Source organism: Clostridium sp. AF22-10 (assembly GCF_003478725.1).
Classification (GTDB): domain Bacteria; phylum Bacillota; class Clostridia; order Lachnospirales; family Lachnospiraceae; genus Otoolea; species Otoolea fessa.
This window is the reverse complement of record NZ_QUFZ01000004.1, coordinates 199,975-215,045: the sequence shown is the minus strand read 5'-3', so window position 1 is coordinate 215,045 and position 15,071 is coordinate 199,975. Positions and strand designations below refer to the sequence as shown.

Genomic DNA, 15,071 nt, shown 5'->3' with positions numbered 1-15,071 from the left:
TTTACCCGATTTCTTTATTTCCAGATATTCATGTCGGACAAGATAGACATGGTTATTTCAGTTGCGTTGCCTCCGGTAGCATCGCTGTCTGCACCAATGTTGGTAGCAAAAAAGTATGTATTATCTGCAGTTTCTACAAAACCAACAAACCATCCATTCACATCCTGACCATCCACACGGCCGGTTCCGGTCTTTCCGTAGAATGTTCCGGCATCGGAAGCGGAAAGGCAGATGGCATCTTTTACCGCATTGATGTTTTCAGGGGCAAAGCCGAAGCTGTTATTCTGCAGCCTGGTTAAAAGTTCGACCTGTTCTACTGGCGAAATCTCCAAGGATGATTCCATCCAATAGGTGGAGAAATCTCCACTCATATTTTCATTTCCATACCCAATTTCTTGAATATAGCTGTAAATGTTAGAGGCTCCAAGCTGTTCATCCACGGATTGGAAATACCAGTTAACAGAGGAGTTCATTGCAGACTGTAAGGTCTGATTTGCATTCCATGCTTCAAATGGATAGGTTTCTCCACTCCATGCTATCAAGGAGTCATCTGGTGTAATGATGCCCTCTTCCAATCCGAACAAGGCATCATATATTTTGTAGGTGGAGTTTGGTGCAACTCGCAGGGTAGCATGCTCCATGTCGTGTATACTCCATGCATCATTTTCCAAATCATATAAAACAAAACTGCCTTCATATTTGCCAAAGTATGTAGAAAGGTCTACATAGGATATATTTTCTGATGAAGAATCCCATTGATAGTGGCTTCCATCTGCTGCGTATGTAGAAATAAAAGGTGCGAATCCAAGTAGAAGGACAGCAGTCAACATGAATGCAGTTGTACCTTTTATTCTCTTCATAAATGTCGGCTTCTCATAAGAGGCAATGTTAATAATTCTCCGTTTCATCTGCTCCATGTTTCCACCAAGGCCGGCAGAAAACGGAAAAGGAGTAAGCGAAACCTTCTCTGCAAAGTTAATCAATGTATTGCCATAATCTTCGTAAGCATCCTCTTCAAGCATTTTCAAAACGGAAGTGTCACAGGCAACCTCTCTGTCATTACGCATTTCTTTCAATGCATACCAGACAAGAGGATTGAACCAATATACCACTCCGGCAAGGTTCATCAGATAACTGGCAATAGCATCTTTGTGCTTATAGTGCTGCAGTTCGTGTAACAGCATGTACCGCATATCGGATTCGTTGTAATCAGAGATCAGATGAATCGGCAGATAAATACACGGTTTCAAAAGTCCCACAATAATCGGGGATTTCAAAAATGCGGTGCTGTAGACAGGAATATCTCTGTGAATCCCCATCTCTTCTAAGCAGTGATGATACAGTCTGCGGACTTCCTTGTTCTGAAGGGGAAGTGCAGATTTCTCCAAGTTGCGTAAACGGAGAGAGGATTTGATTACCAATATAATCATTGCAAAAATGCCTACAATCCATATCCCTAACAATATGTATCCGGAAATGGATGGTGTCTCGCTATTTACAGAAAGGGTAAAGTCATTCATCCAATTTACATTTCCGGTTGGATCGGCCCCAATGGTTTCTCCCATAGCAGTTCCAGTATTGGAAGATGGAGAGCTTCTCAGGCTGCCGAGCCACGAGAAAATTTGAGGAAATCCGATTAAACGGAACGGTATAAAGGGAAATGTCAGCAACCCAAGAAGCAGGAACCACAGATTATACTGCATACGGCTGGAAAGGTTGTCTTTGAATATCCGCTTGGCTATCAAAAGAATTCCGATGATACCGCTGATAAATACATTGCATATTAAAAAGCGTATCATAAAATCAGCCACGTTAATTGCCTCCTTTTTTTGACCTCTTTGAAAGAAGGGAGCGGAGGGTATCTATTTCTGTTTCAGACAGTCTGTCATTTTCTATATAGGCAGACAGCATGGCAGTGATATCTCCGTCATAGTATCGTTCCAGAAAAGAATTGCTTTCCTGGCCGATGTATTCGCTTTCCTTCACGACTGGGGTGTAAACAAACACTCGGCTCTGTTTTTCATAAGTCAGAGCGCCTTTGGTCACAAGGCGTTTGATTAAAGTCTGTATCGTTTTCGGACTCCAGCTTGTGGTCTGTAATAATTTATCTGTTATTTCATTTGTACTGATCGGCGCATGTTTCCATACGATTTTCATAACTTCAAATTCAGCTTCAGAAATCTGTGGTAAATCGCTCATTTCAAATCCCTCCTTAAATCTTACGGATGTAATAAATATATTATAGACGCTATTTATGTGGTTGTCAATTTCAGAAAAAACAGATTGACTTGAAATCTTACTCTTGTAATAATTAAAACATTACAAGAGTAAGATTTAGAGATGACTACAAAAAGAAAAGAACCAGAATCACAACGGATTAGCTGGTTCCTTTACTCGTTTGAATTACCTCTTTTATGTATAAGTGCTAAGAGGTATTCAATTGCTGGAAGAATCTCGGCTGCCTCTTGCTCATCACATTCCTGTAGCATCAATAACAGTTTTTGTTTTTTCAACCCGTCCGTAGCAGTGTCAGGGTGAAAAATATGGTCTGCAGGAATGTGTAAATAAGCGATGATCTGGCACAATACTTCGAACTTGGGATTACCACGGTCGTTTTCAATATTTAGTATTGTACGCTCATCACAACCTATTTGTTCAGCTAATGCTGCTTGAGATAGATTCTATCCCGTGATTTATGGGGCATCCGATGAGGATGACTGGACGAGCGAAGCCACATGGTATAAAGCCAATCCTTCCCTTGGAGAAACTATCGATATTGAAAAGGTTCGAAATGCCTATATCAGTGCAAGGGAAAATGTTGCAGAAGAGAATATCTTCCGGCAGCTTCGATTAAACCAATGGGTAAAACAGTCCACACGTTGGATGCAGATGGATAAATGGGATGCCTGTGCGTTTCCCGTAAATGAGGAGGAACTTATCGGAAGAACTTGCTATGGCGGTTTAGACCTTTCAAGTACATCAGATATCACGGCATTTGTACTTGTGTTTCCACCGAGAAATGATGAAGAGTTTATGTATCGGAATAAGAACTGCATTTTTCTTCCAACATTTTGAAGTCACAGCATCTTGCAGCAAGGGAAGAATCGGGCTTGGCAATGCATTTCTGATATAATTTCATGGCTTTATTTTGCAGAGTGTCCTGAACATTGTCGATTAAAGCTTTTTCTTTCTGGAGAAGGTAGACATAGTCTGTTTTTTCTTTTTCGTTGCTGAAAGAACGGAAGCTTTCTACCTGATTATATTTTAACTGTGTAAGACAGTTATCAGGAACCGGAATCATATTATTGATATTTAATACCGCATAAAGATATCCGGTGGATTCATCCTGGAGTTTGTGGAAATCCAGACTGTTGGACATCTTCTGATGTTTTGGTTTTGCAGAGGAAATAGGGACATAGTAGTGGAAATCTCCGATAGTAAGAAGAATTCCCACATGGAGTTTCAAACGTTCCCCATATTCCACATATCCGACACGGGAATCAAACTGTGTCAGGTAATGGATGTATTTTTTATCGACAACGTACTAATCCATAAAGCCTCCTGAAAAGTAAAAAAGTGGGTGGATTACTCCACCCACTGCTGTTAACCGATTGTTTTATTGGACAATCTAACCGCTTTTAAACGAGCATTTTAACTGGACGCTCTAACCGCTACACAGATATTTCTATCTGTGTTTTTATTATATGCAATTTACAGCAAAAAATCAATGCCTGTAATTGCTAAATTTTTATGAACTTTTTTCGATTTCTACAGGATTGATTTTATCACAGACAGGTACAAAAAGAAAGAGAGGGATCACTGATAAATCCACAGAAGTTCAGAATTTGAACTTCAAGAAGTCTAAGAATTTGATTAATTTCTGTTTGTAAATTTGAAATAGAACATAGACATAACAGCGTAAGGGCAGTTATAGACCGCAAGTGTTTTACAGAAGGCAATGAAGATGTATCTGGAGCATCAGAAGCATAAGAAGCCTTCCCATGGGAAAATCCCGGTAAAGAAGCTGGTCGGTCAGGGAGAGGGTGCAAAGTCCATTGAGGTTACGGATAGCAATATAAAATCCTTTGAGCGTGTCGCAAGGAAATACAATGTCGATTTCGCAGTAAAGAGGGATAAGACCACGGAACAACCCAAGTATCTTGTATTTTTCAAGGGCAGGGATGCCGATGTGATTGCACAGGCGTTCAAGGAATTTGTAAAAGTTAATGAGAAAAAGCAACAGCGTCCGTCATTACGGCAGAAACTGAAAGGACTTCAGAAGATGATCGCACAGAACAAGAACAGTCTTTGGAACTGTATATGCAGTGCAATGCCAGACTGTGGAGACAGGGACAGAGGGAAACAGTAATGATTTATCATATCATCAACAAAGGAACATAAGAAGCCGGAAGAAGCTGGGAACGGATCAGGAGAAGACTGGAAAATATACGGGTGCTGGCTGTTTTACTATTGTTGCTGAGGCTGATGGTGTTGGAGCATCAAAGAGGGGGCTGCTGAAAGCATATGAGAAAGAGCGGAATGGGTGGAGCTCGCTGGATTTTGTGACAAGAATATAATGGGTGAGTGATGAGGCTTTGCATTGCGAGTTGGTTCGTGGTGTGAAGCCTCTTTTGGGATCTAACATTTATTATCGAACAATAGGTTATGTTTAGTTAATGGAGAGAATAGCACTATAAATGATGAATGAGTTTCATATGAAAAAAATGTTAGGTTTTTAGGATTCATCGATTTAGATTTTTTATAAAGAGAAGTTCAAAAACAGAAGTAAAATATGTGTAGATTTTTCAAAAAAAAATTATTGACGTGCGGAAAACCGCGTGGTATGTTTTTTTGAAGAAAGAGATTATTTTAAAGGCAAACCTATTGAAAGGCAGGGTCGCAAAGCCAGAAGGGACTAAAGTCAGAAAGCTTGACCATGTCAGCCGGTTGTCACTGTTTCCATATCATCATAATATATGGAAAAGATGTTTGAACAGAAGAGATTCCGATACCTTTTATACTATATAGATGTGTGATTTAAAAAAATATAGTAGGGACACTGGCAGATCTTGGCAAGTGTCCTTTTTGTATGCAAAAATGGGTAACAAAACTAGCAGGGACAGGTTTTCTGTATACAGATAAAAGCAGGATGAAGAAGGCATAAGACGGAGAGAGGACTTTTATAAAATGAAAAATTATGAAGACAAAATATATTCCTTAGGTGAGACTGTAACGGGACAGACACAGGCTATGTTACAGGTCATACAGAAAACACTGGAAAATAATGGCGGGGTAGGTATAATGACAGGATCTTATGACCAAAACCTGTCTATTTTGTCTGTGGATAATCTGCTGTTGCATAGTACAGGATATACATTCGATACTTTCATGGAACAGACGAAAGGTTCATTGAGAAACTTCTTTTATGACGCGGAAGATATACTGGAGCGAGACCGCTTTTTGCAGCTTCACGGAACAGGGGAAGCACAAATCATTGCAGCAAACGGTACAGTGAATAATGTACGGCTTTGTAAAGAGGACGCGACAGATGAGGCGGGCAGACAGATCTGGGTAATGTCCGTACAGGTCAACTGGGATCATGTAAATTTGGCACTGCTCAATGAGGCTATCTATTCCGGCTTCTGGTATTTTGACTGTGACGAAAACAGTGAGATTGTGAATGCAAACTGGAGTCATGAATTCCGAAAAATGCTTGGCTATCATGATACTCTGGACTTTCCGAATAAACTGGAATCCTGGTCAGATCTTCTGCACCCACAGGATAAAGAAAGAGTAATGGTGCAGCTTCAGGCGGTAATTAAGGATAAGACGAACCAGATAAAATACCAGGTAGAGTATCGTATGAGAATGAAGGATAATCAATACCAGTGGTTTCGGGCATCGGCGGAAGTAATACGCCGTCTGGATGGTTCTGCCAGCAGGATTGCCGGGATTTTTATTAACATTGATGGGGAGAAAAAAGAAATCATGCAGGCACAAAAATCTGCTGCTTTCCACCGGGCTTTTACGAAAGCAGATTTGTGCGAGTATTATGTGAATCTGGAAGCGAATACTTTTGATACCTTTAAGGTTGAACCGTCCCTGATGACCGTCTTTGAACAGAGTTATACATGGGATGAATTGATTCGGCATTTTGTGGATTCCTATGTTGTGGAGACAGATAAGAAGGCGGTATCCTCTTTTTACGACCGTGGTTATATTGCAGAAAGGCTGAAGGGTCTGGAAACCGAATTGGCTTTAGAGTGCCGTATCAATCTGAATGGAGAAGAACGATGGGTCCGCAATGTGGTCATACGTGGCGAAATAGAGGATTCAGAATATGCCATGATTTTTCTGCGTGATATCACAGAGGCAAAGGTAGAGAGCGCACGGCATCTGCAGATGGCAACGGATAATGCTTCCATGGAGCAGTTGATTCAGAGTATTGTGCGTCTGGTTGACCGCTTTGTTGTCTGTGATCTGGAAAATGACAGATATGAATTCTACAATCTGAATGGACAGATGATATATAAACCTCTGGGATTTTATCATGATTTTCAGATGCAGGTTCTTGAAAAATATAAGACACTGGAACCATTAGAAGCTATAGATATCCTGATAGACCCGGATAATATTCGGAAGAAACTGAAAAGTGAAAATGATATTTATAAGTTTGAGTATTGTAGCCTGGATGAAAAGACTTATAAAATCGCTTCTTATATTCCCTTGGAATGGAAGAATGGAAAGCTGGAAAAAGTATTGCTGACATCCATGGATGTGACACAGGAGAAGAAAGCAGAGATTGAATCCCGTCAGGCACTGAAAGAGGCTTACCGGTCCGCAGAAAATGCAAATCGTGCGAAAACAGAATTCCTTTCCAATATGTCCCATGATATCCGGACACCAATGAATGCGATTGTGGGTCTGACGGCAATCGCAGGAGCAAATGTTGAGAGCAAGGACAGAGTCATTGAATGCCTCGGCAAGATCACAGAATCAAGCCGCCATCTGCTGGGGCTGATCAATGAAGTATTGGATATGGCACGTATTGAAAGTGGAAAAATGACACTAGCACAGGAAGATTTCAATCTGTCAGAGCTGGTAGATAATCTTATTACACTTACGAAACCGGTGCTTGATGAACATAAACATAATTTTGATATACACATCAATCATATTGAACATGAGGCTGTCTGTGGTGACAGCTTGAGGATTCAGCAGGTATTTGTGAATCTGATGAGTAATGCGATCAAGTATACACCGGATGGTGGAAATATTACTTTTTCGATAGAGGAAAAACCCAATGGATTTTCAGAACTTGGATGCTATGAATTTACGATTGAGGATAATGGAATCGGTATGTCACCGGAATTCCAGAAAATCATGTTTGATCCGTTCAGCCGTGCAGATGACCACCGGACAACCAGAGTTCAGGGAACCGGTCTTGGAATGGCAATCAGCAGAAATATTGTGAACCTGATGAATGGCACTATTAAAGTGGACAGTACCTTGCACAAGGGAACTAAAATCACAGTAACAATTTATCTGGAGCTTCAGGAAAAAGAAAAAGAACAGGACAAAAATCTGATGAATCTGCCGGTTCTGGTAGTGGATGATGATAAGACATGCTGTGAAAGTACAGTTGCCACACTGAAAGAAATCGGTATTACAGGTGAATGGGTTCTTTCTGGCAAGGAAGCTGTTGAACGTTGTTATGCACGTCATGAGCTAAAAAATGATTATTTTGCTGTTATCCTGGACTGGAAGATGCCGGAGATGGATGGTATAGAAACTGCCAGACAGATCCGGAAACGGATAGGAAAAGAGATCACCATCATTGTATTGACATCCTATGAATTCAGCGAAATTGAAGAAAAAGCAAAGGCTGTAGGTGTAGATGCTTTTATTGCAAAACCGCTGTTCCGTTCCCGACTGACGGCTACACTGCGGCAGTTTACTTCAGGCAGAAAAGAAAATACAGCGAGAAATTATCTGGAGAAACTGTCCGAAGCAGATTATACAGGAAAAAGGATTCTGCTGGTTGAGGATAATGAGTTGAACAGAGAAATTGGTGTTGAAATTTTGCAGATGACAGGGGCAGAAGTGGAAACAGCAGAAAATGGGAAAATCGCAGTTGAAAAAGTGGAAGCTTCTCCGGAAGGATTGTATGATCTTGTTTTTATGGATATCCAAATGCCTGTCATGAATGGTTATGAGGCAACTGCAGCAATCAGGAGTCTTCCGGGTGAAAAGGGAAAACTGCCTATTGTTGCCATGACTGCCAATGCTTTTGCAGAAGATGTACAGCTGGCCAAAAATACAGGCATGAATGGGCATATCGCGAAACCGCTGGATATGAATAAGCTGAATGATGTTCTGGAAAACTGGCTGTAATTGTCTTCCTGGATGTATGGGAAAAGCAGCTAGGAAACATAGAGAGGGTTTTGTTATGACAGAAACTAAATATATATTTTCGAAGCAACCGCAGTCCATGGCAGTTTTGGTTTTTATAACCGTGCTGCGGAAGCAGCAAAGCGGGAAGCCGAAATGAAAACAAGGTTTCTGGCAACGATGAGTCATGATATACGTACACCACTGAACGGTATTATCGGTATGGTAAATATGGAAAATCAGTACGCAGATGATTCACAGATACAGCAGAAGATCAGAGAAAAGGTAATGGAATCCCTGAAATATCTGGTGTCTCTGGTAAATGATGTGCTGGATATGAATAAACTACAGAGCGGAGATTTGAAGGACCAGCAGCTTTTGTTTGATCTGACAATGGTACTACGGGAATTGAACCAGATTTATGATGAGCGGGCTGCCAAGAAAGGCATCCGGTATGAGATTGACTGGAAAAATGGTACATACAGTCACAGCGCTCTGGTTGGAAATCCGGTATATCTTGGCAGGATCCTGTCGAATATTATGGATAATGCTATAAAATTCAGTCAGGCGGGTAGTGTGATTACGGTCTGGGTTGAGGAAGAAACTCTGGATGATGGCAGAGCAATTTTCACTTTCTACTGTAAAGACCAGGGTGTGGGTATGAGTGAAGATTTTATTGCACATGCTTTTGATATGTTCTCCCAGGAAAGCAAGACAAGCAGATCCAGGTATGAAGGCACCGGACTGGGGCTTGCAATTACGAAGCAGCTCGTGGACAGAATGGATGGAAGTATTGAACTGAAGAGCAAAGCAGGTGTCGGGACAACAGTTATTGTAAAAATTTCGTTCAAAATTGGCACACAGGATAAAAACAGTAATTTATCAGATAAGCAAGTAAGCCTTGATGATTATTCGGTAGAAGGCATGCGGGCATTGGTTGTGGAAGACAATGAGTTGAACATGGAAATTTCCAGATGTATACTGGAAGACAGCGGTATGGAAGTTACATGTGCAGTAGACGGGCAGGAAGCAGTCGAAATCTTCGAGAAATCTGCACCGGATTATTTTGGGGTAATTTATATGGATGTTATGATGCCGAGGATGAATGGTCTGGATGCGGAAAAAATGATTGTTGCCTTAAAACAATGCATGGCAGATAATAGCGATGTAAAACTGCACGAAGATTTGTAGGAATAAAAAGACAGAGCATCTGTATATTTCACAGGTAAAGAGAAAATGCGGAATTGAGGTTGGAAAGAATTATAATTTATCTAAAAATGAAGATAGTAGGCAGCCACAGTGTCCAGAAGATAAAGAGAGTGCAATTGTGGAGGCATTGAAGCATTTTAAGATGAATAGTTAATAAAGAGAGGTGCATATGCTATGCCAGGTATACTCGTGTTGAAGATGATGAAAATTTAAATCGTGGAATTACATTTTCACTGAAAAAATCCGGATATGAGGTTTTTTCAGCAGAATCAGTGAAAAAAGCGAAAAGAATTGCAAGTGATAATAATGTGGATGTTACCATTTGTGATGTGAATCTTCCGGATGGGAATGGACTGGAATTTGTAAGGTGGATGAGATGCAATTATAAATCATACATTATTTGTCTTACAGCGCTAGATCAGGAGATGGATCAGGTCATGGGATATGAAGCAGGGGCAGATGATTATATTACAAAACCGTTTAGTCTTTCGGTACTTCTTTTGAAAATAGAAGCACATTTCCGCCGCAGACAGGAGAAAACGGAAGCCGGAAAGATGATTTCGGGAGATATCGTATTTATCGCAGGAGAAATGAAAGTCCTGATAAAGAGTCGTGAAATCAGTCTGACAAAAACGGAGTTGAAAATGCTGACTTTTTTTCTTCAGAATCCGAAACAGATTCTTTCAAAAACACAAATATTGGAAAATGTGTTTGATCTGGAAGGGGATTTTGTGGATGAAAATACAATCGCTGTCAATATCAGAAGACTCCGTGAGAAAATCGAAGACAATCCGGCTGCACCGGTCTATATAAAGAATATCAGAGGTCTTGGGTATATATGGAATCAGGAGGTAAGGCTGTGACAAAGAGATATCGCAAGAAGATTACAGTAGTGCTCTCCTTGGTATTACCTGTCATATTATTGTTTGCAATATTAAATTGCTTTACCACGTATGTGTTTTATGAAGATTATAAATATAAAATGAATCTTATGACAGAGATTGCTGCAAAGGAAGAATTTTCCGGGCTGGATGCTGTTTCAAAATTGCTTAAGGATAAGGATATTGAAACTAACGAACAGGGAAGGCGATTATTGGAGCAATATGGATACTGGGGGAATAAAGGAAATGCATTTTATTCGCAATTGCGGCATCAGGTTATGGTGACCGGTGCTGTAAGCACTGTGATATGCGTGCTTCTTTTGACTTTTTTACTTTATTGGAAGAAAAAAGAAGATGCGTGTCATCAGAAAATTTTAGACCAGTTGGAAGAAATTCTGATCAGATTCCGTGAAAATAAATTTGATGATTTACTGAAAACGGAAAATCATGCAGAACTGGAAAAATTGAATGACCAGCTTGAAGCAATCGGACATCATATTCAGTTGATAAAGGAAGAAGCAAGGGCAGAAAAGGAGAACACGAAAGAAATGGTTTCTGATATTTCTCACCAGTTAAAGACACCGGTTGCAGCTTTGGATACATGTTTTAGTGTGCTGATGCAGAATGATTTAAGTGCCACAGAACAGGAGGAGTTTTGTATCCGTTGTCGGAGTGCTCTGGATGGACTGGAGACATTATTGCAGTCGCTTCTTGAAATATCCAAGATGGAAACTGGACTGATTCAGATTAATAAGAAAAAACTTCCGCTTATGGATACTGTCATATCTGCTGTGAACCGCACTTATCCTAAAGCGGATGAGAAAGAAATTGAATTCGTTTTTGACTATGAAAAAGAGCTGGAAACATGCACGATTATGCAGGATAAAAGGTGGCTTGGTGAAGCTGTGATCAACGTTCTGGATAATGCGGTCAAGTACAGTCCGTGTGGTTCAAAAATATTTATCCGGTTACAAAAAAGAAACGATCTTGTAAGAATGGAAATTGAGGATCAGGGAATTGGTATTCCGCAGAATGAGTATCACAAAATTTTTCAACGATTTTACAGAGGAAGTTCCAAGGAGGTCATGGAAAAGAGTGGTACAGGAATCGGACTTTTTCTATCGAGAGAAATTATCGAAAAACACGCAGGTACGATTACGGTAACCTCCGGAAAAAAGAAAAAAGGAAGCACGTTTGTGATTCAATTACCACATGTTGGTTAAATTTTAAGTGAGCAGAAATCTTACAATTCTGTAAGACGTCTGCTCGTTTTTTGAAAGTGAAATGAAAGATTGCCCTGATACAATTTGGATGTAGGATGAAAAGGAGGCAACACATGAGTGTGATATTAGAAACCAAACAGCTTTGTAAGTTTTATGGCGCAGGTGAGAATCAGGTCAAAGCGGTCAATCAGGTGGACATTCAGATTGAGCAGGGAGAATTTGTCGCAATTGTTGGAAAGTCAGGTTCTGGTAAAAGTACATTACTTCATATGCTTGGAGGGCTAGACACCCCGACAAAAGGCAGTGTTACTTTAGCAGGGAAAGATTTATACAGGATGAAGGAAGATGCCCTTGCTGTTTTCCGCAGAAGAAAAATCGGATTTGTTTTTCAGGCATTTAATCTGGTTTCATCTGTTAATGTCTGGGAAAATATCGTACTGCCACTGGGGCTGGATGGAAGAAAAGTGGATGAAGCGTATGTAAATGATATTATTGCAACTCTGGGGATTGAAAACCGGATTTATAATCTGCCAAATCAGTTATCCGGAGGACAGCAGCAGAGAGTAGCAATTGCAAGGGCACTGGTGAATCGTCCGGAAATTATATTTGCAGATGAGCCGACAGGAAATCTTGATTCTAAGACCAGTGATGAGGTAATCGCTCTGCTTAAGATGACAGCAAAAAAATATGGACAGACAATTGTAATGATTACCCATGATGACGAAATTGCACAGGTCGCTGACCGTATTCTGGTGATTGAGGACGGACAGGTGGTGGATTTCAGATGAAGACAATAAGCAGGATTGCATATAGCAATGACAAAAGGAACAGGACAAGAAGTATACTGATCATGATGGCAATCTGTCTGACCACGATGCTGCTTGTTATCATCAGTACTGTGGGAAATGGGGTAATTCATTTACAGAAAAGTCAGGCGGCAGGCTCATATGGAAGCAATTATGGTCTGTTTGTTTCCGCAGACGGATCGCAGTTAAAAGAAGTAAACCGCCGTGCGGAAATAGATGCTACAGGCACTATGTGCACCGAAGGTATCATAAAAGGCAATGAAAAAGGCGGGTTTGTCTGCATGGATGAGACTGTAAAAAAAATGCTTCCCTATAATAAAGAATATGAGTTAAAGGAAGGAAAGTATCCGGAAAAAATGCAGGAAATTGCCGCAGGAAGAGCATTTTTCCGTGCAATGGGGTATGGTGATGTAAAAGTCGGGGATACGGTGACATTGGATTACCGCGCAGGGATGCAGTCAGAATATAAGCCGGAAGAATTTGTTGTCAGTGGAATCCTATATGATCGGGATGAGTATACCATCGAGGCATCTTATGTTGCTTTCGGGTCACAGGAGTTTTATGATGAGCACGTCGCAGAGAATGACAGACAGTATAATATTTATTTTACTTTAAATGATTCTGCAAATGTATCTATGAATAATATTGATTCGGTTATAAAGCAGATTGCAGCAGCCTGTGGGATCGAAGAAAAAAACGTTATAGTCAATGATCTCTATTTGCAATGGGTCTTGCAGCCGAGTTATGAAATGATTGTGGTTTGTGGAACCCTGATCCTCGGAATCGTGCTGTTTTCCGTTGTGGTCATTTATAATATCTTCCAGGTCGGGATCGTCCACAAGGTTCAGGAGTACGGAAAAATCAAGGCACTGGGTGCAACCAGAAAGCAGATGAAGCAGTTGATCTTTCGTGAGGGCATTCTTCTGGCGGTTCCTTCGATACCGCTGGGGCTGTTGTTTGGCTTTCTGATTGCAAAATGCGGTTTTAACTGGCTGGTAGAACAGGGGAACCTTGTATCAACCGGAACTGGCTCTATGGGAGTTCAAAATCAGCAGGTGCCTCTGTTTTCCCTGCCTGTTATGTTTCTCTGTATTTTCGTATCATTTCTTACCGTTGCTTTGGCACTGCGTAAACCAATGAAAATTGTTTCACGGATTTCACCTATCGAAGCAACACGGTATTTAGAAAATACAGAAACACAAAAAAAAGGAAAACGAAATGGCAGAAAAAATGTCACCGTGTTTTCTATGGCAATGGCAAATGTAACGGGTAATCCCAAAAGAACTATTGGTACTATCCTCACAATGGGTTTTTCTTGCGTATTGTTTGTGATTATCTCTAATTATGTGGGAAATATTGACACGGAGCATGAAGCACGTCTTTCCGTTAATCATGGACAATTTGAACTGCAGCTTGACTATTCTGCTGAGTATGATGAAAGATATCCGGAGAATAATCTGGATACGATTCTGACGGATAATCCATTGAATGATTCGCTGATTGAAGAAATCAAAAGCATTCCGGGAGTGACAGATGTCATGACGAGAGAGATAGTCTCTGTAAATCTGAACGGAACAAGATTTCCGGCTGATATTGTGAGTAAAAATGATTTTGATTTTATGCGCCAGGACGGGGATATTGGCTCTATGGACTATGATCAGGCGGTAAAGAATGGTGAAATTTTCTTTGGTTGGTCGATGTGGATGGAACAAGATGGATATGCTCCGGGTGAATCCATTGCATTTGACTTTGAGAATGGAAGTGGAACCTATACCTATCAGGGAAAGATTGCAGGATCTTTTGTAAGCGCGGACACTTATCTTGTCATTCCGGAAGGTGTATATCGTTCCATGAATCCGAGAGGAACAGCCTATGGCTATCTGTGGGTGGACTGTGATAAAAAAGATGTGGCATCTGTAGAACAAAGTCTGAATACTTTGATTTCTAATACTTCGCATATAAAAATAGATACCTATCATGCACAGTTACAATCTGCCGAATTTGCAAGCAGCATGATGAAGCTTGGCTGTTATCTGTTTATGGCTATTGTAGGACTCATCGGGTTTATGAATATGGCGAATACCATGATCATGAATATTACGACAAAAAAGCAGGAATATGGTATATTACAGGCTGTGGGTATGACAAATAAACAATTAAATTTATGTCTGCAGTTACAGGGACTGATTTTTACGGTTGGCACCATATGTGTAGCACTTGTCGTTGGTCTGCCACTTGGTACGTGCTCTTTGCCTATGCAAAGCATAATGTGATATTTGGAATGAATGTCTATCATGTTCCAATTACACCAATTCTTGCTATGATTTTGCTGGTCAGCCTTTTGCAGATTGTGCTTTCCTGCGTTTTAAGCAGTAATCTGAAAAAGGAAACGTTGGTTGAAAGAATAAGGTATCAGGGATAGCAAGTAACCAGGCTGTCACTCGGACAATGAGTGACAGCTTGGTTTGCGAGTATACGTCAAAAGATTCTGTGCCCTTGTATTTTCCCTTATCAGAGTTCGTAAACTTATATGGGAATATATAACACAAGGGAAAAAATAA

General features: G+C 40.5%; 8 protein-coding genes, 5 pseudogenes and 1 riboswitch. Of the genes and pseudogenes, 9 read left to right on the top strand and 4 right to left on the bottom strand.

Annotated features, from left to right (window positions below):
- Positions 1–14: 14 nt before the first annotated feature.
- The 3 genes from DWX91_RS04680 to DWX91_RS04670 form a co-directional block, all read right to left on the bottom strand.
- The gene (locus tag DWX91_RS04680) at positions 15–1,811 is read right to left on the bottom strand and encodes a BlaR1 family beta-lactam sensor/signal transducer (RefSeq protein ID WP_118492190.1); all 1,797 of its coding nucleotides are present in this window, start codon (positions 1,809–1,811) and stop codon (positions 15–17) included.
- Position 1,812: 1 nt separating this feature from the next.
- Positions 1,813–2,199, bottom strand: coding sequence for a BlaI/MecI/CopY family transcriptional regulator (locus DWX91_RS04675; protein WP_107001152.1), 387 nt, complete (start codon positions 2,197–2,199; stop codon positions 1,813–1,815).
- Between the two features lie 191 nt (positions 2,200–2,390).
- Positions 2,391–2,621 (bottom strand): hypothetical protein, encoded by a 231-nt coding sequence (locus DWX91_RS04670; RefSeq protein WP_333549109.1) that lies wholly within the window; start codon positions 2,619–2,621, stop codon positions 2,391–2,393.
- A 58-nt stretch (positions 2,622–2,679) separates the two neighbouring features.
- Here DWX91_RS04670 and DWX91_RS04665 point away from each other — a divergent pair.
- Positions 2,680–3,024 (top strand): annotated as a pseudogene (locus DWX91_RS04665) (terminase TerL endonuclease subunit); the annotation flags it as partial.
- Positions 3,025–3,031: 7 nt separating this feature from the next.
- On the opposite strand, the gene DWX91_RS04660 reads toward DWX91_RS04665, so the two are convergent.
- Positions 3,032–3,484 carry a type III toxin-antitoxin system ToxN/AbiQ family toxin gene (locus DWX91_RS04660; RefSeq protein WP_243033971.1) on the bottom strand — a complete coding sequence of 151 codons (453 nt, stop codon included), beginning with the start codon at positions 3,482–3,484 and terminating at the stop codon, positions 3,032–3,034.
- 450 nt (positions 3,485–3,934) lie between these two features.
- Between DWX91_RS04660 and DWX91_RS04655 the strand changes: the two are divergent.
- The 8 genes and pseudogenes from DWX91_RS04655 to DWX91_RS04620 all read left to right on the top strand — a co-directional run.
- A pseudogene (locus DWX91_RS04655) lies at positions 3,935–4,303 on the top strand (PcfB family protein); the annotation flags it as partial.
- Between the two features lie 561 nt (positions 4,304–4,864).
- A riboswitch (cyclic di-GMP riboswitch) is annotated at positions 4,865–4,955 on the top strand.
- Between the two features lie 232 nt (positions 4,956–5,187).
- On the top strand, positions 5,188–8,394 hold the full coding sequence (locus tag DWX91_RS04650; RefSeq protein ID WP_118538393.1) for a response regulator: 3,207 nt from the start codon (positions 5,188–5,190) through the stop codon (positions 8,392–8,394).
- Positions 8,395–8,547: 153 nt separating this feature from the next.
- Positions 8,548–9,582: a hybrid sensor histidine kinase/response regulator gene (locus DWX91_RS04645; protein ID WP_118538391.1), complete on the top strand. Its 1,035-nt coding sequence runs from the start codon at positions 8,548–8,550 to the stop codon at positions 9,580–9,582.
- 16 nt (positions 9,583–9,598) lie between these two features.
- Positions 9,599–9,754, top strand: a pseudogene (locus DWX91_RS17155) (23S rRNA (uracil(1939)-C(5))-methyltransferase RlmD); the annotation flags it as partial.
- Between the two features lie 20 nt (positions 9,755–9,774).
- Positions 9,775–10,463 (top strand): annotated as a pseudogene (locus tag DWX91_RS04635) (response regulator transcription factor).
- Positions 10,439–11,704, top strand: a complete 1,266-nt coding sequence (locus tag DWX91_RS04630) for a sensor histidine kinase (RefSeq protein ID WP_118538387.1) — start codon at positions 10,439–10,441, stop codon at positions 11,702–11,704. Before DWX91_RS04635 ends, DWX91_RS04630 begins: the two are co-directional and overlap by 25 nt.
- 113 nt (positions 11,705–11,817) lie before the next feature.
- Positions 11,818–12,492, top strand: coding sequence for an ABC transporter ATP-binding protein (locus DWX91_RS04625; RefSeq protein WP_006426335.1), 675 nt, complete (start codon positions 11,818–11,820; stop codon positions 12,490–12,492).
- Positions 12,489–14,932, top strand: a pseudogene (locus DWX91_RS04620) (ABC transporter permease). Before DWX91_RS04625 ends, DWX91_RS04620 begins: the two are co-directional and overlap by 4 nt.
- Positions 14,933–15,071 lie beyond the last annotated feature (139 nt).